Annotated in this window: 20 protein-coding genes; 1 reads left to right on the forward strand and 19 read right to left on the reverse strand. The window is 70.5% G+C overall.

Annotated features, from left to right (window positions below; translation table 11 throughout):
* Positions 1–113 precede the first annotated feature (113 nt).
* Positions 114–1,910: an arginine--tRNA ligase gene (gene argS, locus WJ438_RS17875; RefSeq protein ID WP_406726142.1), complete on the forward strand. Its 1,797-nt coding sequence runs from the start codon at positions 114–116 to the stop codon at positions 1,908–1,910.
* 200 nt (positions 1,911–2,110) lie between these two features.
* Here argS and hemB read toward each other — a convergent pair whose 3' ends face one another.
* From hemB to WJ438_RS17970, 19 genes are all read right to left on the reverse strand, one after another.
* Positions 2,111–3,106 (reverse strand): porphobilinogen synthase, encoded by a 996-nt coding sequence (gene hemB, locus WJ438_RS17880; RefSeq protein WP_406726143.1) that lies wholly within the window; start codon positions 3,104–3,106, stop codon positions 2,111–2,113.
* A 127-nt stretch (positions 3,107–3,233) separates the two neighbouring features.
* Positions 3,234–4,709 (reverse strand): aldehyde dehydrogenase, encoded by a 1,476-nt coding sequence (locus tag WJ438_RS17885; RefSeq protein WP_406726144.1) that lies wholly within the window; start codon positions 4,707–4,709, stop codon positions 3,234–3,236.
* Positions 4,710–4,801: 92 nt separating this feature from the next.
* The gene (locus WJ438_RS17890; RefSeq protein ID WP_406726145.1) at positions 4,802–5,923 is read right to left on the reverse strand and encodes a Zn-dependent alcohol dehydrogenase; all 1,122 of its coding nucleotides are present in this window, start codon (positions 5,921–5,923) and stop codon (positions 4,802–4,804) included.
* A 165-nt stretch (positions 5,924–6,088) separates the two neighbouring features.
* Positions 6,089–7,645, reverse strand: coding sequence for an NCS1 family nucleobase:cation symporter-1 (locus WJ438_RS17895; RefSeq protein ID WP_406726146.1), 1,557 nt, complete (start codon positions 7,643–7,645; stop codon positions 6,089–6,091).
* Between the two features lie 262 nt (positions 7,646–7,907).
* Positions 7,908–8,771 (reverse strand): nitrilase family protein, encoded by an 864-nt coding sequence (locus WJ438_RS17900; protein WP_406726147.1) that lies wholly within the window; start codon positions 8,769–8,771, stop codon positions 7,908–7,910.
* Positions 8,768–10,252 (reverse strand): NAD-dependent succinate-semialdehyde dehydrogenase, encoded by a 1,485-nt coding sequence (locus WJ438_RS17905; protein WP_406726148.1) that lies wholly within the window; start codon positions 10,250–10,252, stop codon positions 8,768–8,770. Before WJ438_RS17905 ends, WJ438_RS17900 begins: the two co-directional genes overlap by 4 nt.
* A 55-nt stretch (positions 10,253–10,307) precedes the next feature.
* Complete coding sequence (locus WJ438_RS17910; RefSeq protein WP_406726149.1) at positions 10,308–11,099, reverse strand: IclR family transcriptional regulator; 792 nt, start codon at positions 11,097–11,099, stop codon at positions 10,308–10,310.
* Positions 11,100–11,211: 112 nt separating this feature from the next.
* On the reverse strand, positions 11,212–12,276 hold the full coding sequence (locus WJ438_RS17915) for an ABC transporter substrate-binding protein (RefSeq protein WP_406726150.1): 1,065 nt from the start codon (positions 12,274–12,276) through the stop codon (positions 11,212–11,214).
* 178 nt (positions 12,277–12,454) lie between these two features.
* Complete coding sequence (locus WJ438_RS17920; protein ID WP_406726151.1) at positions 12,455–13,270, reverse strand: ABC transporter permease; 816 nt, start codon at positions 13,268–13,270, stop codon at positions 12,455–12,457.
* Positions 13,267–14,061: an ABC transporter ATP-binding protein gene (locus WJ438_RS17925; protein WP_406726152.1), complete on the reverse strand. Its 795-nt coding sequence runs from the start codon at positions 14,059–14,061 to the stop codon at positions 13,267–13,269. Before WJ438_RS17925 ends, WJ438_RS17920 begins: the two co-directional genes overlap by 4 nt.
* 29 nt (positions 14,062–14,090) lie before the next feature.
* The gene (locus tag WJ438_RS17930) at positions 14,091–14,894 is read right to left on the reverse strand and encodes an ABC transporter permease (RefSeq protein ID WP_406726153.1); all 804 of its coding nucleotides are present in this window, start codon (positions 14,892–14,894) and stop codon (positions 14,091–14,093) included.
* Positions 14,895–15,439: 545 nt separating this feature from the next.
* Complete coding sequence (locus WJ438_RS17935) at positions 15,440–18,037, reverse strand: bifunctional FO biosynthesis protein CofGH (RefSeq protein ID WP_406729723.1); 2,598 nt, start codon at positions 18,035–18,037, stop codon at positions 15,440–15,442.
* 29 nt (positions 18,038–18,066) lie between these two features.
* A complete protein-coding gene (locus WJ438_RS17940; RefSeq protein WP_406726154.1) occupies positions 18,067–18,750 on the reverse strand; it encodes a hypothetical protein in 684 nt (227 codons plus the stop codon).
* Positions 18,751–18,769: 19 nt separating this feature from the next.
* Positions 18,770–19,603 (reverse strand): nitrilase-related carbon-nitrogen hydrolase, encoded by an 834-nt coding sequence (locus WJ438_RS17945; protein ID WP_406726155.1) that lies wholly within the window; start codon positions 19,601–19,603, stop codon positions 18,770–18,772.
* Complete coding sequence (npdG, locus tag WJ438_RS17950; RefSeq protein ID WP_406726156.1) at positions 19,600–20,295, reverse strand: NADPH-dependent F420 reductase; 696 nt, start codon at positions 20,293–20,295, stop codon at positions 19,600–19,602. Before npdG ends, WJ438_RS17945 begins: the two co-directional genes overlap by 4 nt.
* Positions 20,296–20,300: 5 nt before the next feature.
* Positions 20,301–21,308 carry an LLM class flavin-dependent oxidoreductase gene (locus WJ438_RS17955; RefSeq protein WP_350856848.1) on the reverse strand — a complete coding sequence of 336 codons (1,008 nt, stop codon included), beginning with the start codon at positions 21,306–21,308 and terminating at the stop codon, positions 20,301–20,303.
* 118 nt (positions 21,309–21,426) lie between these two features.
* A complete protein-coding gene (gene hydA, locus WJ438_RS17960) occupies positions 21,427–22,848 on the reverse strand; it encodes a dihydropyrimidinase (RefSeq protein WP_406726157.1) in 1,422 nt (473 codons plus the stop codon).
* Between the two features lie 49 nt (positions 22,849–22,897).
* Positions 22,898–24,256 (reverse strand): aminotransferase class III-fold pyridoxal phosphate-dependent enzyme, encoded by a 1,359-nt coding sequence (locus tag WJ438_RS17965; RefSeq protein ID WP_406726158.1) that lies wholly within the window; start codon positions 24,254–24,256, stop codon positions 22,898–22,900.
* Between the two features lie 58 nt (positions 24,257–24,314).
* Complete coding sequence (locus WJ438_RS17970) at positions 24,315–24,878, reverse strand: amino acid synthesis family protein (protein ID WP_406726159.1); 564 nt, start codon at positions 24,876–24,878, stop codon at positions 24,315–24,317.
* Between the last annotated feature and the right edge of the window lie 693 nt (positions 24,879–25,571).

A 25,571-nucleotide genomic window follows, 5' to 3' on the forward strand; every position in this document is an offset into this window, starting at 1 on the left:
CGCCGCGCGGGCGCGACGAGCCCCACCGGCCCGCGGCCGGGAAACCGCTTTGCCACCCGTGGGATACTGACCAGGTCTATCTGAACCCACGAGGAGAACGGGCACCCACTCCTATGGCCTCGGTCACGTCGCTCACCGATCTCGTCAACCAGCAGCTCGCGTCCGCCATCTCCGCCAGCCGGCCGGAGGCATCCGCGGACCCGCTGCTGCGACGAAGCGACCGGGCGGACTACCAGGCCAACGGCATCCTGGCGCTGGCCAAGAAGGTGAAGGCGAACCCGCGGGAACTGGCCGCCGAGGTCGTCGCGCACATCGCCACCGGCGACGAGCTGATCAAGGGCGTCGAGGTCTCCGGGCCCGGCTTCCTCAACATCACGATCGCGGACCGGGCGATCACCGCGAACCTCGCCGCGCGCTACGCGGACGCCGAGCGCCTCGGCGTGCCGGTGGCCGAGCACCCCGGCACCACGGTGATCGACTACGCCCAGCCGAACGTGGCGAAGGAGATGCACGTCGGCCATCTGCGGTCCGCCGTGATCGGCGACTCGGTGGTCCAGCTCCTGGAGTTCACCGGTGAGAACGTGGTGCGCCGCCACCACATCGGCGACTGGGGCACCCAGTTCGGCATGCTCATCCAGTATCTGGAGGAGCACCCGCACGAGCTGGACCACAAGTCCGCCGCCGCCGCTTCCGGTGCCGCTGACAGTGGCGACGCCCGTGCCGGTGAGGAGGCGATGTCGAACCTCGACCGCCTCTACAAGGCGGCCCGTGGCGTCTTCGACTCCGACGAGGAGTTCAAGACGCGGGCGCGGCGCCGGGTGGTCGACCTCCAGGCGGGCGACCCGCAGACCCTCGCCACCTGGCAGCGGTTCGTCGACGAGTCGAAGATCTACTTCTTCTCCGTCTTCGAGAAGCTGGACATGGAGGTCCGCGACTCCGACATCGTCGGCGAGTCCGGCTACAACGACATGCTCGCCGAGACCTGCCGACTGCTGGAGGAGTCCGGCGTCGCGGTGCGCTCCGAGGGCGCGCTGTGCATCTTCTTCGACGACATCCTGGGCCCGGACGGCAAGCAGGTCCCGCTGATCGTGCAGAAGTCGGACGGCGGCTACGGCTACGCGGCGACCGACCTGTCGGCGATCCGGGACCGGGTGTTCCACCTGAAGGCGGACACGCTGCTGTACGTGGTGGACGCCCGGCAGTCGCTGCACTTCAAGATGGTCTTCGAGACCGCGCGCCGGGCCGGCTGGCTCGGCGACGGGGTCACGGCGACGCAGCTCGCCTTCGGCACGGTCCTCGGCAAGGACGGCAAGCCGTTCAAGACCCGCGCCGGTGAGACGGTGAAGCTGGTGGACCTGCTGGACGAGGCGATCGAGCGCGCGTCGGCGGTGGTCCGGGAGAAGGCGCAGGACCTGTCCGAGGAGGAGATCGCCGAGCGGGGCACCCAGGTGGGCGTCGGCGCGGTGAAGTACGCGGACCTGTCGACGTCGGCGAACCGGGACTACAAGTTCGACCTCGACCAGATGGTGTCCCTGAACGGCGACACGTCCGTCTACCTCCAGTACGCCTACGCCCGTATCCAGTCGATCCTGCGCAAGGCGCCCGACGGCGTACGCCCTTCGGCACACCCGGAGTCGGCCCTGCACGAGGCCGAGCGGGCGCTGGGCCTGCACCTGGACGCGTTCGCGGAGACGGTGGCGGACGCGGCGCGGGAGTACGCCCCGCACAAGCTGGCCGCGTACCTGTACCAGTTGGCGTCCCTGTACACGTCGTTCTACGACAAGTGCCCGGTGCTGAAGGCCGAGTCGCCCGAGCAGGTGGCCAACCGCCTGTTCCTGTGCGACATCACGGCCCGCACCCTGCACCGGGGCATGGCGCTGCTGGGCATCAGGACGCCCGAGCGGCTCTGAGACCGTACCGACGGCATGAGCGCGGCCCGTCCTCCCGCCGGGGAGGACGGGCCGCGGCCGTTCACGCGCTCAGCCGGCCGACCGGCGGCCGGTCAGGTGGGGGCGCCGTCGGCGAACCGTTTGCGGGTGCTCACCGTCGGCTGCTGCGTCCGGCCGGACGCAGCAGCCGGTCCTGGCTTCGAGGCCACCCGTACGCTGAGCTACGCCCCCAGCTTCTGGGCGACCTCGGTGGCCCAGTAGGTGAGGATGTTCTGCGCCCCGGCCCGCTTGATGCCGGTCAGGGTCTCCAGGATCGCCCGGTCCCGGTCGATCCAGCCCTTCTCGGCGGCGGCCTCGATCATCGAGTACTCACCGGAGATCTGGTACGCGGCCACCGGCACGTCCACGGCGTCGGCGACCCGGGCGAGGATGTCGAGGTAGGGCCCGGCCGGCTTGACCATCACCAGGTCGGCGCCCTCCGCCAGGTCGAGCGCCAACTCCCGCATCGATTCACGGACGTTGGCCGGGTCCTGCTGATACGTCTTGCGGTCGCCCCGGAGCGACGACCCGACGGCCTCGCGGAACGGCCCGTAGAAGGCGGAGGCGTACTTGGCGGTGTAGGCGAGGATCGCGACGTCCTCGCGGCCGATCTGGTCGAGGGCGTCGCGGATGACGCCGATCTGCCCGTCCATCATCCCGCTGGGCCCGACGACATGGGCGCCCGCGTCGGCCTGCACCTGCGCCATCTCGGCGTACCGCTCGAGCGTCGCGTCGTTGTCCACACGCCCCTGGTCGTCCAGCACCCCGCAGTGACCGTGATCCGTCGTCTCGTCGAGACAGAGGTCGGACATGACGAGCAGGTCGTCCCCGACCTCGGCCCGTACGTCCCGCAGGGCGACCTGGAGAATCCCGTCCGGGTCGGTGCCCACCGTGCCCAGGGCGTCCTTCTTCGACTCCTCCGGCACCCCGAACAGCATGATCCCGGAGATCCCGGCGGCCACGGCCTCGGCCGCCGCCTTCTTCAGGGTGTCGCGCGTGTGCTGCACCACGCCCGGCATCGCCTCGATCGGCACCGGCTCGCTCACCCCCTCACGCACGAAGGCCGGAAGGATGAGGTCGGCGGGGTGCAGCCGGGTCTCCGCGACCATTCGCCGCATGGCGGGGGTGGTCCGCAGACGCCGCGGTCGCGTGCCGGGAAAGGATCCGTACGTCGTCATACCGCCTACGCTACGCCCGCCTCACCCGTGCCTTTGCCGACGCCCGGTCGGCCCGGGGCGGCGACCCCGGTGCCCCCGTCCCGCGCCGCCGCCCCGCGCCATCGCCTCGCGCCGTCGGTCCCCCGTTCTAGGCCGCCCGTGCGTCGTCGTCCGCGGGCGGCTCGGTCACGAAGATCGTCTTGTACTGGATGTACGCCTCGATCGCCTCACGCCCCAGTTCGAAGCCCAGACCGCTGGCCTTCCGCCCGCCCATGGGTGCGCCGATGTCGAAGTTGGCGTGGTTGACGCTGAAGGTTCCGGTGTCCACCGCGCGGGCCACCCGGCGCCCCAGCGCCTCGTCGACCGTCCAGACACTGCCGGCCAGACCGTAGGCGGAGTCGTTGGCCATGGCGACGGCACCCTCGACGGAGCCGTCGTAGGCGGAGATGGTCACCACGGGGCCGAAGATCTCCTCCCGGGCGACGACCATCGCGGGGTCCACGTCGGCGAAGACGGTGGGCTCGATGTAGAAGCCCCGGTCGAGGCCGGCCGGGCGGCCGCCGCCGGTGGTGACGCGCGCCCCCTCCTGCCGGCCCTGACGGAGGTAGCCCTCGATCCGGTCGCGGTGAGCGGCCCCGGCGACCGGTCCGATCACCGTGGACGGGTCCAGCGGGTCACCGACCGTCCAGCCCGCGACCGTCGCGGTGACGGCGTCCACGATCTCGTCGTGGCGCGAACGGGGCACCAGCAGCCGGGTGTTGTTGGTGCAGGTCTGGCCGTTGTTGTTGAACGACAGCCCGAGCAGGTGGTCGAGGAAGAGGGGCAGCGGCGCGTCCTCCAGGAGGATCGCGGCGGACTTGCCGCCCAGTTCCAGGGTGACGGGGCGCAGCAGTTCGCCGCAGAGTCCGCCGATGCGCCGTCCGGCCGCGGTGGAGCCGGTGAAGGCGACCTTGTCCACTCCGGGATGGGTGACCAGGTACTCCCCCACCTCCCGCTCGGCGGGCAGGAAGTTGATCACGCCCGGGGGGAATCCCGCCTCGTGGACCGCGTCGGCGACGAGGAACGAGTCGAGCCCGGTGGTGGGTGAGGGCTTGATCACGGCGGTGCAGCCCATGGCCAGCGCGGGCGCCAGTTTGAAGAACAGGGTGCTGAGCGGGTAGTTCCACGGCGCGATCATGGCGACCACGCCGACCGGCTCACGGCGGACCAGGCTGTGGCCCACCCCGGCGGGGCGCAGGTCCTCCGCGTACATGACGTCGGCGAGCGGGGCGTAGAAGCGGAGCAGTCCGCTCGCGGCGCCGACGTTGGCTTCGATCGCCCGTGCCAGGGGCGTGCCGACCTCCTGGGCGATCACGGTGCCGAGGGCCTCGGTGCGGGACTCCAGGGCGAGGGCCAGGCGCTCCATCGCGGCGGCCCGCTCCGTGGCCGAGCCCCACCCGCGTGCGCCGCCCAGGGCGCGGCGCGCGGCGGCGACAGCGACGTCCACATCGGCGCGGTCCGCCTCGGGGAAGACGCCGAAGGGCTCCTCGGTGGCGGCGCTGACCGCGGTGAACGTGCGGTCGGTGGCGGGGGTGCGCCAGTCGCCGTCGATGTAGAGCGCGTCACGGTCGGTCCCGTGGGACATGGCGGGGTGCTCCTTCTGCTCCTTCGGGTGCTGCTCTTGCCGCTGATCCTGCTGTACTCGCATGGGGTGCTCTCGTTGCTCCGGGCTTCGGTTCACTGTGCGGGGCCGTGGGCGACGATGCCGCGCAGGTTGCGGCCGGACCGCAGGTCCTCGAAGCCCTGGTTGATCTCGTCGAGGCTGTAGGTGCGGCTGACCAGCTCGTCGAGCTTGATCAGGCCCTGGCGGTACAGGGACAGCACACGGGGCACGTCCCGGATGGGGCTGCACGAGCCGAAGATGGTCCCCTGGAGGCGCTTCTCGGCGAAGACGAGCTGCGTTCCGGGGAGCTGGATGTTGATGTCGTGGACGTCCTCGGACATGCCGGCGAGGACGATCGTGCCGCCCTTGCCGGTGGCCTCGAAGGCGGCGCGGACGATGGGGGCGGTGGTCTCGCCGGTGCAGACGAGGGTGGAATCGGCGCCCTTCGCATCGGGGTTGAGCTCCGCGGCGAGGGCCGCCGCCTCGTCGAGGGTGCGGCAGACGTGGGAGGCCCCGAGGTCACGGGCGAGGGCGTGCTTGGCCTCGTTGGGGTCGACGAGGATGACGTTGCCGGCGCCGGAGAGCCGGGCTCCCTGTACGGCGTTGATGCCGACGCCGCCCGCGCCGACGACGATGACGGTGTCACCGGGCTCGGGCTCGGCCGCGTACACGGCGGCGCCCCAGCCGGTGAGGACGCCGCAGCTCACCAGCGCGACCACCGAGAGCGGCAGGTCGGGGTCGACCCGGACCAGGGAGTCCTGGGAGACGACGGAGTGCTCGGCGAAGGTGCCCAGCGCGCAGTTGGCGCCGATGGGCCCGTCGGGGCCGGTGAACCGGTAGGTGCCGTCGGGGAGTTTGCCCTCGGGGCCGAACGCCGCGGCGTCGCACAGGTTGGCTCGGCCTGCCGCGCACCAGCGGCAGTGCCCGCAGGACGGTTTGAAGGAGGCGGCCACATGGTCGCCGGGGGCGAGCTTGGACACGCCTTCGCCGACGGCTTCGACGATCCCGGAGCCCTCGTGCCCGCCGATGATGGGCAGCGGGGCCATGTTGCCGGTGCGGACGTGCTCGTCCGAGTAGCAGAGTCCGGCGTGGGTGAAGCGGACCAGGACCTCGCCCGCCTGGGGCGGGGCGAGTTCGAGTTCGGTGATCTCCCAGTCCTTGCCGGGTGCGGTCATGACGGCGGCACGGGTCTTCATCGGGGCCCTCCAGGGGGAGACGGCGGCGTAGGCGCCCTGAAAGGGACGTACGCAACGGAAAGAACGGTGGAATGGACGACAAAGGGCGGTGGAACGGACGACAGGACGACACGGAAACGCGGACGGGACGGGGCAGACCGGCGCACGCCGGCCTGCCCCGTCGGATCAGACCGTGCTCCGGTCCTTCTCCTCCGTCTCCGTCTCCACCTCCGCCTCCGCCCGAAGCGGGACGCGGGGCGGGAAGAGTTTGCTGAACGCGGCGTGCAGGGCGATACCGCCGAGGAAGGCGACGGCCCAGCCGTAGTCGAACAGCGGCTTGAGGAAGGGGACGAATCCGTCCGCGGGGAAGGGCCCGTTCCCGTTCTCGGAGTACGCACCGGCGAGGGACAGGAACAGGACGATCCCGAGCGTGAGGAGGGGACGCCAGTTGAAGCCCTTGGCGTACTCGTACGGTCCGCCGCGCGTGTACAGCCCGGCGAGGTCGAGCTGACGCTTGCGCAGCAGCCAGTACTCGGCGGCGAGAACCCCGGCGACACTGCCGAGGACGGCGCCGGTCACACCGAGCCAGCTGAAGATGTACAGCTCGGGCGAGGAGAGCAGCCGCCAGGGCTGCATCAGGATGCCGATGACGCCGGCGATGACGCCGCCGGTGCGGAAGCTGATGAGGCGCGGCAGGGCGTTGGAGAAGTCGAAGGCGGGGCCCACGACGTTGGCCGCGACGTTGACGGCGATGGTGGCCACGATGACGCACAGCAGGGCGAACACGACGACGACCGGGTTGGAGAAGCGGCTGACCAGCTCGACGGGGTCCCAGATCGCGTGCCCGTAGACAACGATGGTGGCCGAGGTGGTGAGGGCGCCGATCATGGAGAACAGGGTGATCGTCGGGGGCAGGCCCAGTGACTGGCCGATCATCTGTTCCCGCTGTCCCTTGGAGTAGCGGGTGAAGTCCGCGATGTTGACGGACATCGTGGCGAAGTACGCGATCATGCCCATCAGGGAGGGCGCGAACAGCAGCCAGAAGTCGGCGCCCCAGCCCAGCTTGGACGGCTCGGTCGCGAGCGGGCCGAAGCCGTCCGCCTGGATGACCATCCAGACCAGCAGGAACGCGGCGACGATCAGGATGAGCGGCGCGGACCAGTTCTCGAAGCGGCGGATGGATTCGACACCCCGGACGATGAGCGCGATCTGCAGGAGCCAGAACACCGCGAAGGACAGCCACAGGCTCTTGGGGTGACCCCACAGCTCGCCCGCGTTGAGCCACGCGTCACCGGCGAAGGCACCGGTGATCGTGTAGATGGCCTGCCCGCCGATCCACGTCTGGATGCCGAACCAGCCGCATGCGGACAGGGCCCGCATCAGTGCGGGCACGTTGGCGCCGAGGGTGCCGAAGGCGGCACGGGCGAAGACGGGGTAGGGGATGCCGTACTTGGTACCTGCGTGACTGTTGAGCAGGATGGGCCCCAGGACGATCAAGTTGCCCAGGGCGATCGTCATGACCGCCTGGTACCAGCTCATGCCAAGGCCGATGAGGCCACTGGCGAGGTAGTACGTGGGGATGCCGTGGGCGATGCCCATCCACAGCGCCGCATAGTTGTACGTGCCCCAGGTCCTGCGGGAGAGGGGTACGGGCGCCAGGTCCTCGTTGTAGAGCGGGCTCCCCTCGATACTGCTCGGATCGGAGAGCTCTACCTGTGCGCTGGTGCGCTCGTTCGCTCGCATAGCCGTTCACCTGTGGGTCCATTGAGTGAACCAAGGGTTCAGAGAGTGGGAAGAGTCTCCGGTAGGTCCACCGACGTGTCAAGAGATGTCGGTGTATCCACCAAGAGACAGGGAAAGGGGTTACGGGACACCCGCGTACGGGGCATCGGGGCCGGCCGGAGGTTTCCCGGGCGCTGGAGGGTGTCCGGGCGCCTCACGGGGGTGAGGAGGCGCCCGGAAACAGGGCCGGGAAGCGGCCCGGGCAAAGGAGACGAGCCGGCCCTCAGGCCAGGGTGCGGGAGGGATCCGGGAGGAAGTCGCCGGTCCGGTAGACGTCCGTACGCCGGTCGCCGAGCGGCTGGTTGAAGGGGTTGCCCAGCCGCTCCCCGCGGGAACCGATCAGGTCCACCTCCGCGAGGACGATGGCCTCCTCGTCACCGCCGGCCGGTCCGGCCAGCAGCCAGCCGTCCGGGCCCACGATCAGCGACCGGCCGATGAACGGCTGGTCGCGCTCGGTGCCGATACGGCTGACCCCGGCGACGAAGAACTGGTTGCTGTGCGCCCCGGACATGCACATCAGGTTGGCCATCACCGGGACGTCCTCCGGCTGCCCGGGTACGGGCACCCAGTTCGACGGGAGGGCCAGCAGGTCGGCTCCGCCGAGCGCGGCGCTGCGGAACGTCTCCGGGAACCACGCGTCGTAGCAGATGCCGATGGCGATATTGCCGAGCGGGGTGCGGAAGACGGGGAAGCCGTCCTCCTGACGGTCGTAGAGTTCCTTCTCGAAGTTCCACAGGTGCGCCTTGCGGAAGGTGCCGATGTGCCCCTCGGGGCCGATCAGGACCGCCGCGTTGTACACCTTCTCGCCCGCCAGCTCGATGATCCCGGCGACGATCCACAGATCCAGTTCGGCGGCGAGCGCGGCCCAGGCCGAGCAGACCGGACCGCCGGGGACGGGCTCGGCGTTCCTGCGGGCGTCCGCGCGGTCGGTGAACATGTACCCGGCCGAGGCGGCTTCGGGCAGGACCACCAGCCGGGCCCCGGCGGCCGCCGCCTCACGAATGAGCCGCGAGGACGTCTCGATGTTCGCCGCGGGATCGCGGAAGGCCGGTTCGAACTGGAGGCCCGCCAGAATGAAGCCCGTCATCGGTCCGCCTTGATCGCCAGGTACTTGGTGCTCAGGTATTCGTCGATGCCCACCGCCCCGCCCTCCCGGCCGAGCCCGGACTGCTTGACCCCGCCGAAGGGAGCGGCGGGGTTGGAGATGACCCCTTGGTTGAGTCCGACCATGCCGCATTCCAGCCGCTCACTCACCCGCAGGCCACGGCTCAGGCTCTCGGTGAACAGATAGCCGGCCAGTCCGTACTCGGAGTCGTTCGCCAGGGCCACCGCCGTCTCCTCGTCGTCGAAGGTGACGAGCGGCGCGACCGGTCCGAAGATCTCCTCCGTGAGGGTGCGGGCCCCGAGCGGCACGTCGCCGAGCACGGTCGGTGCGAAGAAGTGACCGTCGGAGGGGACCGGTCCGTCCCCGGTGAGCACGGTGGCACCGGCGGCGGTGGCCTCGGCGACCAGGGCGGTGACGTTCTTCACCGCGTTCGCGTCGATCAGCGGACCGACCTGGCTGTCCGGGTCGAGACCGTGGCCCACCGGCAGGGCGGCCAGCCGCTCGGCCAGGCGGCGCCCGAACTCGTCGGCGACCGAGGAGTGGACGTAGAACCGGTTGGCGGCCGTGCACGCCTCGCCGATGTTGCGCATCTTCGCCTGGAACGCGCCCTCCACCGCCGCGTCGAGGTCGGCGTCGGCGAAGACCAGGAAGGGGGCGTTGCCGCCGAGTTCCATGGACGTGCGCAGCACGTTCCGTGACGACGCGGCGAGCAGCGCGCGGCCGACCTCGGTGGACCCGGTGAAGGACAGCTTGCGCAGCCGGGGGTCGTTCAGCAAATGGTCGGTGACCTCGCCCGAGCGGTTGGTGGTGAAGACGTTCACCACGCCGGCGGGTGCCCCGGCCTCCCGCAGGACGTCCACCAGGGCCAGCATGGACAGCGGGGTCTGCTTGGCCGGTTTGACGACGACGGTGCAGCCCGCCGCGAGCGCCGGACCGATCTTGCGGGTGCCCATCGCCATGGGGAAGTTCCACGGGGTGACCAGCAGACAGGGACCCACGGGCTGACGCATCGTCACCACTCGGGAGCCCCCGCCCGGGGCGGTCATGTATCCGCCGTCGATCCGCACGGCCTCCTCGGAGAACCAGCGCAGGAACTCTGCGGCGTAGACCACCTCGGCCTGGGACTCGGCGAAGGGCTTGCCCATCTCCAGGGTCATCAGCAGGGCCAGGTCGTCCTTACGGGCCATGATCGCCTCGAAGGCCCGGTGCAGCACCTCGCCGCGCTCGCGGGGAGGCGTCGCCGCCCAGGACGCCTGCGCCCGCACAGCGGCGTCGAGGGCGTCCACGGCGTCCGCCGGGCCCGCGTCGGCGACCTCGGCGATCACCGTACCGGTGCCCGGGTCCTCGACGGAGACGGTCGACCCGCTGCGGGACGGGCGCCATTCGCCGTCGATGTAGAGGCCCTTGGGTATCCGGTCCACAACCTCTCGGGCGGCGTGGAGCCGCGCCTGAAATGCCGCCATTCGCTTCCTCCTGATCGGGCCACCGCGCTGGGCGGTGGTTGCTCTCGGTGGTGCCCTAGTGCTCGGTGAATCCCGTGGGCAGTTCGATGCCGGTGACGCTCAGCAGCTCGCTGAGCTGACGTGCCGCCTTCATCACGGACTCGGCGACCTCGTCGATGCGCGTGCGGGTCAGCCGGTAGGTGGGTCCGCCGATCCACACGGCATAGGTGGTGGCGTCGCCGACCCGGACCGGGGCGGCGACGGAGGCCGCTCCCACCTCCAGTTCGTCGTAGGCGAGGGCGTAGCCGCGGGCCCGCACCTCGGCCATGGAGTCGATGAACGCGTCGAGCCCGCCGAGTTGTTCGGGCGCGTTGGCCTCGAACTCCTCGCCGAACTCGGCGCGGACCTGCGCCGGGTCGAGCGCGCTGAGCAGGACCTTGCCGGTGGAGGTGGCCCAGACGGGCTGGGTCCTCGGTACGGGTTTGAGGGTCTGTCCGATCAGGGACGGGCCCGGCACCTGGGCGACGACCATGACGTTGGGGGCGAGCAGGACGTCGAAGCCGGCGGTCTCCTTGGTCTCCTTCGCCAGATCCCGCAGCACATCGCGCATGTGCCCGTAGGCGCCGCCACCGTCCAGCAGTCCGCCGACGATGGACAGCAGGCCCAGCGAGACGCGGTAACGGCGGGTGACCGGGTCCAGGTTCAGCCAGCTCTCGCGTTCGAGGACGGTGAGGACCCGGTAACAGGTGGCCTTGGGGATACCGGACTCCCGCGCGATCTCACTGAGCCCGACCCCTTCGGGGTGCGCCGCGACCGTACGCAGCAGCCAGATCGTCCTTCGGACGAGACCTGCTTCACTGGGTGCCATTGTTCCTCCGTCTGTCACGTCGAGATCACTGCGGGCGGTCCGACCATCCTGGCAGGGAAGCCCGCCCCTGCTGCCGTGTGCCGCGGGACCGGCATGCGGCGGGGGACGTCTCTTACTTGCCACCCGGGGTGACGGTGACCGTTTCCGGCTTGTAGGACTCACCGGTGATGTCGAATCCCTCGGCCTTCAGCTCCTTGAGCGCCTGCTCGGTCAGGTCGGTGCGGTACGCCCCGTCCGTGGGCGGTGCCTTGAGGACGCCGGCCTGCACCGCGATGTCGATGGTCTGGTCCCAGGCGGCCTTGTCCATCGTCCCGACGCCGTTCTTGGCGGGCCAGATGACCTTGTTGACCTCGTTGAGCATCCAGGTCTGGTGACCCTCGCCAAGCGCGCTGCCGTTCTTGAGCACGACGTCGACACAGCCCTTGAGTTCGTCCCGGCAGTAACCCCATCCCTCGTAGGTGGCCTTGAGGAACCTGACCGCGGTCTCCTGGTTCTCCTTCTTCGTCAGCCAGTCCTCCTTGGCGTAGACGCCGTCTTCCAACGTCTGGTATCCGGCGTCCTGGAGGTTGATCGCGACGAAGTCCGACGGCTGGTAGAGCTTTCCGGTCTTCGGGTTCGTGGTCTCCAGGAGTTGCGCGTACTCGTTGAAGGTCTTGGCCTGGGCCGCGTCGACCTCGCGCTTGAGCAGCAGCGACATGTCGAACGGCTGCTGGATGATCTTGGCGTCCTTCTTCGGGTCGACGCCGGAGCCCCGCATCGCGGCGAAGAGGGTCAGTTCGTTGCCGTATCCCCAGCTCCCGACCCGCTTGCCCTTGAGGTTGGCGAGGGTCTTGATGCCGGAGTCGGCCCAGGCGACCTGGAGGTAGGCGCCGCGCTGGAACTCCTGGCCGATGTTGACCAGGTCGGCGCCCTGCTCACGGGTCACCATGGTCTTGGTGACGTGGGAGACGGCGAACTCGGCGTTGCCGGCCGACAGGACCTGCTGGGGCACGATGTTCACGCCACCCTCCTGGATCGTTACGTCCAGGCACGCCTTGTCGTAGAAGCCTTTCTCCTTCGCCGCGTAGTAACCAGCGAACTGGGCCTGGGCGACCCACTGGAGGACGACTCGGACCTTCGTCCTGGACTCGCAGTCCTTGCCGGCCTCCGCAGCGGCCTCGCTGGTCGGCTCGGACATGCCCCCGCAGGCGGAGAGCAGCAGCACGGCGGCGGAGAGACCCGCGGTCGCCCGGACGCGACGGCGGCCTGTTCCGGGAAATGGTGCTCGTTTTCTGGACACGTTACCTCCGCAGGGGAAGGAAGGAGGAAGGGGCGGGAAGAACGGGGGAGGGGAATCGGGAATGCCGCTGCCGCGGTCAGGATTCTTCTTCGTGCAGGGATTCGTGCCAGGGCATCAGGAATCGCTCCAGGAGAGTCACGGCTCCGAACATGGCGAGTCCGAGCGCACCGGATACCAGGATTCCGGCCCAGGCGTAATCAAAACGGGGAAGAGCCGCCTGATAGGCGATGTACACACCGAGCGCGTCGGTGCTGCCCCCGAAGTATTCGCTGACGATCACGCCGATGACGGCGAGCGTGGTGCCGAGCTTCAGCGCGTTGAAGATGAACGGGAGGGCATTGGGCAGTCGTAGCAGGAGGGCCACCTGGCGTGGGCGGGCCGCGAGGGACTCCATGAGCTCCACGTGCAGGGGCGCGATCTGGAGGAGCCCCCGGGTGGTGTTGACGAACACCGGGAAGAACACCATGACGGCGGCCACCCCGGCCTTGGAGAGCATGCTGGTCACGCCGAACCAGTTGTTGAAGATCGGGGCCAGGGCCACGATGGGCGCGCAGTTGATCAGCACGGCGGCGTTGAGGACCGGGCCCGACATCCGAGGGAAGCGGCTGACGACGAGCGCCACGGTGACGCCCCCGAGGGAGCCCAGGACGAGCCCGAGCAGGACGGCCTCGACAGTGGACCGGGATGCGGACATGATCGTCCCGAAGTCCTGCTGGAACGCTTCGGCGATCATGACCGGACTCGGCATGATGAACACGGGCACGTCGAACAGCACGACGACCGATTGCCACAGGCCGAGCAGGAGTACGGCGGTCACCGTGACCGGCGCGACCTGCAGGGCCCGCGACGTGAGCGCGGGGCGGCCGGGGCGGGAGAGCCGGACGGTGCTCATGCCGCCGCCTGCTCGCTCGGAGCCGCGTGGAGGGCCTGGCGGACTTCCTTCACCTTCTCGAAGAACTCCGGCGTGGTGCGGGTCTCGGCGGTCCTGGGGTGGGGCAGGTCCACGTCGATACAGGCCGCGACCCGGCCGGGCCGCGCGGACATCACCACCACCCGCGAGGAGAGGAAAACGGCCTCGGAGATGCTGTGCGTGACGAACACGACGGTCGTGCGGGTGTCGCCCCAGATACGCAGCAGCTCTCCCTGAAGCCGTTCGCGGTTCATCTCGTCGAGGGCCCCGAGCGGTTCGTCCATGAAGAGGATCTCGGGGTCTGCGGAGAGGGCACGGGCAATCGCGACGCGTTGCTGCATACCGCCGGAGAGCTGCCAGGGGTAGTGCCCGGCGAAATCGCTGAGGCGGACCAGTTCCAGCATCTCCAGGGCCTTGGCCCGGTGGACCTCCTTCTTCACCCCTGCCACCTGGAGCGGCAGTTCGACGTTGCGCAGCACATTGCGCCACTCGAAGAGTCCGGCCTGCTGGAAGACCATGCCGTAGTCGCGGCCGGCGCGGGCCGCACTCGGCGTCTTGCCGTTGACGGTGACGGTGCCGCTCGTGGGTCCGGTGAGGTCCGCCATCACCCGCAGCAGAGTGGACTTGCCGCAGCCACTGGGCCCGAGCAGGGAGATGAACTCGCCCCGCTCTATGGTCAGGTCGATGTCCTGCAGAGCGGTGACCGCGCGGTCGGAACCGCCGTTGAAGACTTTGTCGACTCCGCGGACGGAGATGATTGCGTGCTCGGCCATCAGAGGCTCCAGAGATTGTGGATGCTCGGCTAGCGGGCGTGCCGGTTGCGGAGCGCGAACCGCTCCAGCAGGGCAAGGACCTGCACGAAGAGGATTCCGGCGATCGCGGCGACGAGAACGGCGGCGTACAGCTTCTCCGGGCCGTTCGAGTAGTAGTAGGCGGAGGTGAGGATGGCGCGGCCGATACCGCGGCCGGTGCCGGCCGACAGCTCGCCCACGATGGCGCCCACCACGCTCGCGGTGGCGGCGAGCCGCAGCCCGGCGAAGACGTACGGAAGGGCCGCCGGGAACCGGAGCGACCACAGCACCCGGGCGCGCCCGGCGCCCACGCTGCGCATGAACTCGAGCTGCACCTTCGGCGGGGACTTCAGTCCGCGCAGGGAGTTGATGGTGACGGGGAAGAACGCGAGGTACGCGGCGATGCCGGTGACCGCGACCCACGGCTGCAGACCGGCCTTGCCGCCCCAGATCACGATCATCGGGGCGATGGCGACCAGCGGAACCGTCTGGGAGGCGACCAGCCAGGGCATCAGGCCTTTGCTCACCGGTGTCAGATGAAGGAAGAGCACCGCGAGCGCGAGACCGAGGAGTGATCCGGCCGTCAGGCCGTAGAGGGCTTCGCGGAGCGTCACGGTGGTCTCGCCGATGAGGTACACCGCGAGCGAGGTCGGGTCGCCCGCGCGGGCCGGCGCGGTGAGCGAGCCGAAGATCGTCCACAGGTGCGGCATCGACAGGTCGTCGGTGGCGACCGGCAGGCCGATCCCGAGGATCCGGTCGTCGACGGCCCGGCCGAACGCCTTGTACCCCTCCCACAGTCCGGCGAGGACGACCACGACAAGGAGCGCGCCGAGCGGATCGACGAGTCGACGCGCGAGGGCGCCGCCGCGCCCCGTCCGCGCTGTGCCGCCGGATCCGCCTGGTCCTCACGAGCCGCGGGTGGTCTGGGCGATGCAGAGATGTTGGTCGCAGTCATGCTCGGGCACTCTCCGAATCCTTCGGATGTGTCGTCCAGGGAGGGGATCCACGTCGCCCTGCCAACCTGTCGGGGCACTCAGCCACTGGATCACTGAGTGAACTGATGGTTCACGCTAGAGCCAGGTCTGGTTTCCGTCAACGGTTTGGCCGAAATGCGCGACCGGTTTTTGCAAGGAACTGAATCCCGCGTTCCCGGAGCTTCGGAACACGGTCGAATCACGGCACGGCGATACGTGTCGGCCGCCGTTCCAGGTGCAATGGGCAAGACGATGCACAGAGAATCCGCGGGGCATCGACGAAGGGAATCCGCCGGGATATCCGGGCGAATCCACGAGGGTCGCCCGATTTCCGTGGCGCCCGGTGGAGCACGGCCGTCCCGGCAGGTGTGCGGGACGGCCGTCCGCTAGGAATTCAGCAGGGTCAGCGGTGGCCTCGACGGCCGCCACACTCCGTCGTGCGTGCGGGCCACCGCCTCCCGCTCCGCGCTGACGGTGCCGTAGGTGGTCGTCCTCATCCGGGCCGGACGGCCGGCGTCGTGGGCCAGCGCCTCCAGGTCGGTGATGCTCTTGTGACTCCCCTGCTCCGAGCCCGCCATCCGGCTGATGGTCTCCTCCATCAGCGTTCCGCCGATGTCGTTGACACCGCCCCGCAGGACGTCGAGGACGCTGTGGCGCGCCAGCTTCACCCAGCTCGTCTGGATGTTGCGGATCCTGCCGTGGAGCAGGATCCGCGCCAGGGCGTGCACGGCCCGGTTCTCCAGGGCCGTCGGCCCGGACCGGGCGATTCCGGCCAGGTAGACAGGGGAGTTGGTGTGCACGAACGGCAACAGGACGAACTCCGTAAAGCCGCCCGTCTCCTCCTGGAGGCGTCCGATCAGCCGGATGTGGTCCACCCAGTGCCGCGGGGTGTCCACATGGCCGTACATCATCGTCGCCGTGGTCGGCATGCCCAGCGCGTGGGCGGTCGTGACCACCTCGATCCACTGGGCCGCGGGCAGCTTCCCCTTGGTGAGCACCCAGCGGACCTCGTCGTCGAGGATCTCGGCGGCCGTGCCGGGCAGCGAGTCGACGCCCGCCTCCCGGGCCGCCTCGAGCCACTCCCGTACCGACACGTTCATCCGGGTCGCGCCGTTGACCACCTCCATGGGTGAGAAGGCGTGCACGTGCAGGTCCGGGGTGCGCCGCTTGATCTCGGCGGCGATGTCGAAGTACGCGCTGCCCGGCAGGTCCGGGTGGATGCCGCCCTGGAGGCAGACCTCGCTCGCCCCCACCGCCCATGCCTCCTCGGCCCGCGCACCGATCTGCTCCAGGGAGAGGGTGTAGGCGTCGGCGTCGGTGCGGCGCTGGGCGAAGGCACAGAAGCGGCAACCGGTGTAACAGACGTTGGTGAAGTTGATGTTGCGGGTGACCACATAGGTGATCTCGTCCCCGGCCGCCTCGGCCCGCAGTGCGTCCGCGAGCGCGGCCAGCGCCTCGATCTCCGCTCCGGGTGCGGCACCGAGCAGGGTCAGGGCGGACGCGGAAGCGAGCCCAGCGGGATCGGCCTCCGCCGCCCGCAGCGCCGCCGCGAACTCGGGGCGCAGCCGCTCCGGCCGCCCGCCCGGGGCAGGCAAGGGCCCGTCCGCGCCGCCCGTCCGCCCGGACGCGCGTGCGGCCTGCGGCACCGCCTGGGCGATCGCCGCCCAGTCCCCGTACACCGAGTCGAAGTCCGCCCGCCGGTCGGTGGTGCGGCCCTCGCTGTCGATGGCGGCGAACAGGTCGGTGCGGCCGGCGGCGACGAGCGGGGTCTCCGGTTCCTGCCAGGGCAGGCCGCGGGGTCGCACCCCGTCGGCCGCCAGGCCGGTCACGGGATCGGCGAGCGCCACCACGTGGGGAGCCAGCCGGGGGTCGAGCCACGGCTCACCCCGCCGCAGGTGCTCGGGGTAGACCGTCAGCCGCTCGCGGAGGGTGAAGCCCTCGGCCTCGGTGTGGGCGGTCAGTTCCTCGATCACCGGCCAGGGCCGCTCGGGGTTGACGTGGTCGTCGGTCACCGGGGACACCCCGCCCCAGTCGTCGATGCCGGCCCGCAGCATCAGGGCGAACTCCTCGCCCACCAGGTTCGGCGGGGCCTGGATGCGGGCGGCTGGCCCGAGCAGCAACCGCGCCACCGCGACGGTGGCGGCCAGCTCCTCCGGGCCGGCGTTGGGGGCGCCGCGCATCGCCGTGTCCGACTTGGCCCGGAAGTTCTGCACGATCACCTCCTGGATCCCGCCGTACGTCCGGGAGATCCGGCGGATCTCCCGGAGTGCGTCGATCCGTTCGGCCGGTGTCTCCCCGATGCCGATGAGGATGCCGGTGGTGAACGGCACGTTGCTGCGGCCCGCGTCCTCGAGCACCCGCAGCCGTACGGCGGGCTCCTTGTCGGGGGAGCCGTAGTGCGGGCCGCCGGGCTCGGACCACAGCCGGGTCGCCGTGGTCTCCAGCATCATGCCCATGCTCGGCGCCACCGGCTTCAGTCGCTGGAGGTCGGTCCAGGACAGCACCCCGGGGTTGAGGTGCGGCAGCAGGCCGGTCTCCTCCAGCACCCGGATCGCCATGGCGCGTACGTAGCTGAGCGTGTCGTCGTAACCGTGCGCGTCCAGCCAGGCGCGAGCCGCGGGCCAGCGTTCCTCGGGCCGGTCGCCCAGGGTGAACAGCGCCTCCTTGCACCCGGCCGCCGCTCCCGCGCGGGCGATGTCCAGCACCTCGTCGGGACTGAGGTAGGGCGCGGGAAGCCGCCCCGGGACGGTGGCGAAGGTGCAGTAGTGGCAGCGGTCCCGGCACAGCCGGGTGAGCGGGATGAACACCTTGCGGGAGTAGGTGATCACATCCGGCCGGTCCGCGGCCTCGAGGCCGGCGTCGCGGACCCGGCTCGCCGCCGCGCAGAGCCGGTCGAGGTCGGCGCCGCGCGCGTGCAGCAGAACCTCGGCCTCGGCGGCGTCGAGCGTCACGGCGTCGGTGGCCCGGCGCAGCGCCCGGTTCATGGCCGAGCGGGTGGGGGTGGGAAGGCCGTTCACAGTGCTCCGACCCTTCTTTCGTGCGCGGTCGTGCGCGGCTGGGGTCCATCGGGCCGGAAGGCGGCGAGCCATTCCCGGGTGGCGGGACCGAGCGTGTGCGGGGGCAGCGCCAGCAGGTGGTCGACGGTGTCGACGTCCCGGCGCAGCGGGGACGCGGGTCCCACGCCGAGGTGGTGGTATCCGGCGGCGTGGAACCGGGCGAGGGAGCCGGGTCCGAGGAACGGCCGGAAGTCCCCCGCCTCACGCAGGGTGAGCAGGGTCGTCCCGGTGCCGTCGGCGTCCCCGACGACCGCCCGCCGGTGGCGGGCGGCCAGGGTGAGGGCCCTCGTGTAGTCGGCGGTGCCCGCCCCCGCGAGGTCGCCCATGGTCAGGGCGAGTGCGGCAGCGGGGGCGGTACCGCCGATCAGCTCGAGGGCTTCCCCGGCCTCGCCGTTGAGTCCGGGGGAGCGCCTCGAGCCGGTGACGGCGGCCCCCGTGGCGAGGGCCAGGCCCGTCACCTCGGGATCCGTCGTCACCACGACGACCGAGCGGACGGCGGGGACCGCACGCAGCCGCCGCACCGTATCGGTCAGCATGGCCCTGGCCAGGGAGCGCCGGGCGTCGGGGGTGAGCCCGACGCACCGGCTCTTGGCCCGCGCGAAGGCCTTGGCCGGTACGAGGGCGATCCACTGCGTGGTCACGGCGCGGTCCGTGGCGCGGTCATGACGTCGCCGGTCCCATGCCGGTCAGCCGGCTGTACAGCTCCGGACGGCGGTCGCGCAGGAACGGGCGGCTGCGCCGGGTGGCGGCCACCCGCTCCAGGTCGACCTCGGCGACGGCGATGTCGTCGCGGTCGTCGGCGGCCTGGGCGAGGATGTCGCCGTCGGGACCGTAGACGGCGCTGAGCCCGAAGTACTCCTTGACGCCCTCCTTGCCGACGCGGTTGGAGCAGATGACGAACATCCCGTTGAAGACGGCGTGGGCGCGCAGTTCGAGCTGGAACACCTCACGCATCGGCACGCTCGCCGAGGCCACCGGCACGCAGAGCACGGAGCCGCCGCGCAGGGCGACGATCCGGCTCAGCTCGGGGAAGTGCCGCTCGTAGCAGATGATCGTGCCGACGCCGGTCTCGCCGGTGTCCACGACCTCCGGCTCCGTCCCGCCGGGCCGGAAGTAGAACTTCTCCGGGAAGCCGTTGGAGAACGGCAGGTGGGACTTGCGGTAGACCGACTTCAGTTCGCCGCGTACGTAGGTGCAGGCGGTGTTGTAGTAGACACCGGGTACCTCGCCCTCCTCGAAGAGGGAGGAGACGACGGTGATACCTGCCCTGCGGGAACGTTCCGCCGCCATGGTGTTCGAGGGTCCGTCGATGCTCTCGGCGAGCCGGAAGTACTCCGGGTCGGGGTCGGGCTGGACGAACGGGACGGCGAACAGCTCGGGCAGCAGGACGATCCCGGCGCCCTGGTCGGCGGCGGCGTCCACCAGGTCGCCGGCGCGTTCGATGGTCTCGGTCCGGTCGTCGGTGGCCCGGAGCTGGACGGCGGCGAGTTTCATGCCACTTCCTCCTTGGCGGGGGCCAGGCCGGTGAGAGCGACACCGGACCTGGTCTTGTAGCGCTTGTTGACGGAGATCAGTACCGCGGTGAGCGGTTCGAGCTGGGCGGCCAGCCGCAGCCGGCCCGCGTCCACCGCCCGGCCCCCGGTGACGGCGGCGGCCAGGGCCAGCACCTGGGCCTTCGCGTCGGCGTCGTCCCCGCAGACCAGGACGTCCTCGTGGCGCAGATCGGCCTCGGGGTCGAGCAGCAGCGGGGCGGCCAGGTGGTGGAAGGCGCCGACGACGGCGGCGGACGGAACGATCCCGGCCGCCTCCTCCGCGGCGCTTCCGGCCGCGACGGGCAGACCGTAGGGGCCACCCTTGTCGAAGCCCAGCGGGTTGACGCAGGAGATGACCACCTTGCCGGCGAGCCCCTCGGCCAGCGAGGTCACCAGTTCGGCGTGGCCCTGGTAGGGGACGGCCAGCAGGACGGTTCCGGCCTGCCGGACGGCGTCCTCGTTGGCGGCCCCGTCGATGCGCGCGGCCACGCCCGGCAGGGCGCGCAGTGCCTCGGCCGCCTCGGCGGCCCGGCCGGCGTCGCGCGAACCGAGCACCACCGGGTGGCCGGCACGGGCGAGCCGGTAGGCCAGGCCCTTGCCCTGGGGGCCGGTGCCGCCGACCACGGCGATCCGGGCGGAGGAGAAGTCGCTCATCGTCCTCAGCCCTTCGCGGCCTGGGCGATACGGGTCAGCGTCTGCTCCTTGTCGCCCAGGGTGGAGACGACCGGGCAGCGGACCCCGGCCTCGTGGTACTCCATGAGCTTGGCGAACACCTCGTCGGTCGTGCCGCAGGCGGTGACGTTCTGCACCAGGCTGTTGGGGACCAGCGGCATGGCCTTCTTGATCGCCTCGGGGGTGGCGGGCCAGCCGGCCCGCTCCTGGATGCGGTCCACCAGTTCGCGTTCCACGCCGCAGTGCTCGGCGATGTGCGGCTGCTGGGCGAGGTAGAGGGTGAGGAACGCCTTGCAGGCGTCGATCGCTTCCTGCGGGTCGTCGTCGTTGACGCTGCAGGCGACGATCTGCGTGAGGTCGATCGAGTCCTTGCCGTCGGTCCGCTTGGCGATGCCCTTGTCGATCGCCTCCTTGGCGCCCACCAGGTACGAGGGCGGCAGCAGGAAGTCCATGTGCACGCCGTCGCTGATCTCACCCGCCAGCTCCAGCATGCGCGGGCCGACGGCGCCGATGTAGATGGGGATGTCGACCGGCTTGTTCTCCCGGTACATGCTGTCGAAGCGCACGTCCTGCATCTGCACGAACTCGCCCTCGAAGGAGACGACCTCGTTGCGGAAGAAGGTCTGCAGCACGGTGATGTACTCGCGCATCGAGGCGACGGGCTTGCGCAGCGGCTGGCCGACCTTGGTGGCCAGCGGCTCCCACCAGGCGCCGATGCCGAGGATGGCACGGCCGGGGGCCAGCTCGTCGAGGGTCTTGAAGGTGACCGCCATCAGGGCGGCGTTCCGGCTCTTGTTGTTGACGACGCCGGTGCCGATCTTGACGTTGCGGGTCTTGCTGGCGATGACGGCGGCGGGGACGATGCCGTCGCGCGCCAGCCGTCCCTCCGCGACCCACACGGATTCAAAACCGTTCTGGTCGGCCAGCTCGGCCTGCCAGTACGTCTGCTCCAGGCTCAGCCGTTCGCCGACGTGGATGCCCAGGGGGAGTTTCATCGAGCCACCGTTCCGTTCGTGTTGCGTGACGCGTGTCCGGGGTGCGGAACCCGCGTGCTGGGGATTCCGCACCGTGGACACGTGTCAGTTGGTGTACGCGTCAAGGGCGTGGGGGAGGTCAGTGCAGCTGGGGCTTGCCCCGGGTGAGGAAGCGTCCTCGGCCCGCGGCCCCCTCGAAGGCCCCGTCGGGGCCCACGAGCTGCGTGCCCCGGGAGAAGACGCGGACCGGACGGCCGGTCACGCGCATCCCCTCGTAGATGTTGTAGTCGGTGCGCATGTGGCTGCCGGCCGCGCTGATCACATGGTCGGCGGCCGGGTCCCACACGAGCAGGTCGGCGTCGGCGCCCACGGCGACGGCGCCCTTGTGCGGGAACATCCCGAACAGTTTGGCCGGGCGGGTGGAGACCAGGTCCACGAACCGGCAGGCGTCGAACCGGCCGCTCGCGACCCCGGTCTCCCAGAGCACCATGAGCCGGTCCTCGATCCCGGGGACCCCGTTGGGGACCTTCGGGAAGTACCCGGGGCTGCGCAGCTTCTGCGGCGGCAGGTCCTCGGGCTGGTGGAGACAGAAGCCGGCGTGGTCGGTGGCCACCGTGGACATCGCCCCGGTGACCAGGGACCGCCACAGCCCCTCCTGGTTGCCGCGCTCCCGGATCGGGGGCGAGCAGAGATAGGCGGCGGCCTTCTCACCCAGTTCGGCGTAGTCCTCGTAGGCGACCGCCAGGTACTGCGGGCAGGTCTCGCCCCAGACCCGAGCCCCGGCTGCCCTGGCCCGGCTGATCTCGTCAGCCGCGGCGGCGCTGGAGACGTGCACGACGTAGAGCGGGGCGCCGACGGACTCGGCGAGCACCACCGCGCGGTGCACGGCCTCCGCCTCGGCGTCGTGGCCGTGGGCGGTGGCGTGGAAGACCTCGGCGGTGCGGCCGTCGGCCAGCAGCCGCTGGGTCTCCCGGGCGATCATGTGGCCGTTCTCGGCGTGCACCATCGGCAGCACGCCGTGCTCCAGGGCGAGTTCGAAACCCTCCAGCAGTTCCCCGTCGTCCACCATCTGGGTGCCGGGGTAGGCCATGAAGAACTTCCAGCTCGTGGCGCCCTCCCCGGCGAGCTTCCGCAGGTCGTCGAGGACGTCGGGCTGCTGCTCGCGGGGCGGGACGATCGCGTGCAGCCCGAAGTCGACCACCGCCTTGGCCGCCGCGACGTCGCGCCGGGACCGGTAGGTGTCCAGCAGGCTCCGCTCGGGTTCCTTCTTCACGAAGTCCAGGACCGTGGTCGTCCCGCCGTGGGCGGCGGCCACCGTCCCGGTGTGGAAGTCGTCCGCGGTCCGGGTGGTGAAGCCGTCGATGGGATATTCGAGATGGGTGTGCGCGTCGATGCCACCGGGCATCACGAGCATCCCCTCCGCGTCGATCACCTGGTCGGCGCTCCAGTCCTCCGCGCCCGTGCCGAGCGCGGCGACGACACCGTCGCGGATCAGTACGTCGGCCCGGACGGCGGCGTCGGCGTTGACGACCGTACCGCCCCTGATCAGCGTGGACCCCATGTTGCTCTCACTTTCCCGCAGTGCGTTCGCGTGCCCTCACCGCTGCGCCTCACCCTACGTAGTGCTCGTCGGCGAGGCTCAGGACGTCGTCCAGCACACCGAGCGCGGTGTCGATCTCGGATTCCGTGATGACCAGCGGAGGGGTGAGCCGGAGCACGTTGAAGTTGGCCGCGAGGTAGAGGCCGCGGGCCATGGCCTCCTTCACGATCCGGCCGACCGGAGCGGCGGCCGGGCCCTTCGCGTTGAACGCCACCAGCGGTTCGCGGGTCTCCCGGTTCTTCACCAGCTCGACGCCGTAGAACAGGCCGCGGCCGCGGATCTCGCCGATGCTCGGGTGGCTCTCGGCGAGCTTGGCCAGGCCGGCACCGAGCTGCTCACCGCGTGCCCGCGCGTTCTCCACGACGTTCTCCTCCTGCATGATGCGCAGGGAGGCGACACCGGAGGCACAGGCCAAGGGGTGTCCGGCGTAGGTGAGACCGCCCCAGAACATGTTGTCCCTGAGCCACTCGGAGATACGGGCCGAGACGGTCATCGCGCCGAGCGGGACGTATCCCGAGTTCAGGCCCTTGGCCGTGGTCAGGATGTCGGGGGTGACGTCCCAGTGGTTGCAGGCGAACCACTCGCCGGTGCGGCCGAAGCCGGCCATGACCTCGTCGAAGATGAGCAGGATGCCGTACCGGTCGCAGACCTCGCGCAGCGACCGCAGATACCCGTCGGGCGGGTAGAGCAGGCCGTTGGTGCCGGTGACCGGCTCCACGATCACGGCGGCGACGGTCTCGGGGTTCTCGTACTGGAGGATCTCCTCCAGGTGCGGCCCCCCGGAGCAGACCGGGCAGGGGTCCGGATGCCCGGCCGGGCAGCGGTAGGTGTAGGGGTCGAGCATCCGCACCACGCCGGGCATCCCGCCGGGTTCGGCGGACCAGCGGCGCGGGTCGCCGGTCAGCGACATCGCCCCGTTGGTGGCGCCGTGGTACGAGCGGTAGCGGGCGATCACCTTGTGCCGTCCGGTCACATGGCGGGCGAGCCGGATCGCGTTCTCGTTGGCCGCGGCACCGCCGGTGGTGAAGAAGCTCATCTTCAGGTCGCCGGGGGTGAGTCCGGCCAGCGTCTCGGCCAGTTCGGCGCGGGAGCGTTCGGCGAAGCCCGGACCGATGTAGCAGAGCCGCTCGGCCTGCTCGCGGATGGCCTCGACCAGCTTCGGGTGCTGGTGGCCCAGGTTGAGGTTGACGAGCTGGGACTGGAAGTCGAGGTAGCGGTTCCCCTCGTAGTCCCAGAACCAGGACCCCGACCCGCCGGCCACCGGTATCGGGTTGAGCGCGCCCTGGACGGACCAGGAGTGGATGACGTATTCGCTGTCGGCTTCCTTGATGCGCTGCCCGGTCCACGCATCGGTCTCGGTGATGGTCAACGGACTGCCCTCCTCGTCGTTCTCGTCGTTCGTCGGCTGCTGCTGGGCACCGGGTCGGCTACTGGTTCTTCGTCTCGGCGCCGAAGGCGGCGAGACGGGCCAACGGGCGGCCGGCGTTCGCGGCGGCGCACACGACGAAGATCTCGCGCGGCCGGGGGACATCGGCGACCTGAAGCGTCACCGTCTGGTGGTGCGAGCGGGTCTTGGCGTCCGTCTTGTGCTTCAGCGGGATGTCGATCGGGCTGCCCGGGAGGCCGACCTTCTCGGCGGCCGGCAGCAGCTCGGTGCCGCCGGCGGCGGTGCGGAAGACGTTGCCGAAGCGCAGGTTGTGGATGAGTGCCGAACCGTGCTCGACCTCCCCCTCGATGCCGACGAGCGCGGCCTTGCCGAACGCCTCGACCTCGCCGCCCAGCAGCTCCACACAGGCGGGGCCGACCAGCTTGCCGATCTCCTCGCCCAGCTCGTCGGCGAGGGTCACGAGGTCCTGAACGTACTCGCTGGGGTACGGGTTCTCGATGACGGCCCCGACGAACGCGACCCGGTGCACCGGGTCCACGGCACGGCCGTTCTCCAGCCTCGTCTCATCGAGCTGCTTGATGATCTTGCGGACCCGAATGCGCACGGCTCTCCTCCAGGGATCAGGCTCGCTGGTTCATTAAGCGAACCGTTGGTTCACATACTCCTGAGCGGCGATCGGAGTGTCAAGAGGTCGTCCGAGGAGTGATTCGTCGAAACAGCGGGGTCCGCCGGAAAACGGCCCGGAGAGCCCCGCGAAGACACCGCGTGGCCGCCGCCACCAAAGACGCGGCGGTGGCGCCGGGCAGCACTCGGAGGCCGGCCGCGCACGTGGACCCATGGGGCACCAGGGGACACCAGGGGCCGGCAGAGAGCCGCCAGCGGCCGGCCGAACGGCGGCGCGGGGCGGCGCGGGGCGGCGAGCGAACGAGCGACGGCCGTCCCGCAGGGGCGAGGACCCCGGCCGTCGGAGAGCCAAGTCAGGTACCGAACAGCACGATTGACGTCGCGTCAGAGTGGCTCGAGCGTGCCGGCCGACAGGTCGAGTTCGGCCTCCGCGAACTCGGCCGCCCGGCACCGAGGAATTCGTCAACAAGAAGCTGATCCGCACGGGGTGGCCCAGGGTCTGTCCCGGCCAGGCCGGCTCGGGATCGACGAAACCCCCGCACGCGGCGCGTGCGGGGGTTTCATGACGTATCGGCCCGCCCGGCCACAGCGGCGGGCGATCGGACAAAGAGGCGGACCCACTCCTTGCCACTCTCAACATATAGCGCACCGGGGGGCTTGCGGCAAGGCCCCC

Source organism: Streptomyces sp. GD-15H (assembly GCF_045291515.1).
In the GTDB taxonomy this organism is placed as follows: Bacteria; Actinomycetota; Actinomycetes; order Streptomycetales; family Streptomycetaceae; genus Streptomyces.

Bases quoted from the DNA above. Each gene is read 5' to 3' on its own strand.
- WJ438_RS17890 (WP_406726145.1), bottom strand. From the start codon at position 5,923: ATGAAGACCCGTGCCGCCGTCATGACCGCACCCGGCAAGGACTGGGAG.
- WJ438_RS17885 (WP_406726144.1), bottom strand. From the start codon at position 4,709: ATGTCCCACGGGACCGACCGTGACGCGCTCTACATCGACGGCGACTGG.
- hemB (WP_406726143.1), bottom strand. From the start codon at position 3,106: ATGACGACGTACGGATCCTTTCCCGGCACGCGACCGCGGCGTCTGCGG.
- WJ438_RS17915 (WP_406726150.1), bottom strand. From the start codon at position 12,276: ATGTCCGAGCCGACCAGCGAGGCCGCTGCGGAGGCCGGCAAGGACTGC.
- npdG (WP_406726156.1), bottom strand. From the start codon at position 20,295: ATGAGCGACTTCTCCTCCGCCCGGATCGCCGTGGTCGGCGGCACCGGC.
- WJ438_RS17955 (WP_350856848.1), bottom strand. From the start codon at position 21,308: ATGAAACTCCCCCTGGGCATCCACGTCGGCGAACGGCTGAGCCTGGAG.
- WJ438_RS17910 (WP_406726149.1), bottom strand. From the start codon at position 11,099: ATGGCACCCAGTGAAGCAGGTCTCGTCCGAAGGACGATCTGGCTGCTG.
- hydA (WP_406726157.1), bottom strand. From the start codon at position 22,848: ATGGGGTCCACGCTGATCAGGGGCGGTACGGTCGTCAACGCCGACGCC.
- WJ438_RS17895 (WP_406726146.1), bottom strand. From the start codon at position 7,645: ATGCGAGCGAACGAGCGCACCAGCGCACAGGTAGAGCTCTCCGATCCG.
- WJ438_RS17945 (WP_406726155.1), bottom strand. From the start codon at position 19,603: ATGAAACTCGCCGCCGTCCAGCTCCGGGCCACCGACGACCGGACCGAG.
- WJ438_RS17925 (WP_406726152.1), bottom strand. From the start codon at position 14,061: ATGGCCGAGCACGCAATCATCTCCGTCCGCGGAGTCGACAAAGTCTTC.
- WJ438_RS17935 (WP_406729723.1), bottom strand. From the start codon at position 18,037: ATGAACCGGGCGCTGCGCCGGGCCACCGACGCCGTGACGCTCGACGCC.
- argS (WP_406726142.1), top strand. From the start codon at position 114: ATGGCCTCGGTCACGTCGCTCACCGATCTCGTCAACCAGCAGCTCGCG.
- WJ438_RS17905 (WP_406726148.1), bottom strand. From the start codon at position 10,252: ATGGCGGCATTTCAGGCGCGGCTCCACGCCGCCCGAGAGGTTGTGGAC.
- WJ438_RS17900 (WP_406726147.1), bottom strand. From the start codon at position 8,771: ATGACGGGCTTCATTCTGGCGGGCCTCCAGTTCGAACCGGCCTTCCGC.
- WJ438_RS17920 (WP_406726151.1), bottom strand. From the start codon at position 13,270: ATGAGCACCGTCCGGCTCTCCCGCCCCGGCCGCCCCGCGCTCACGTCG.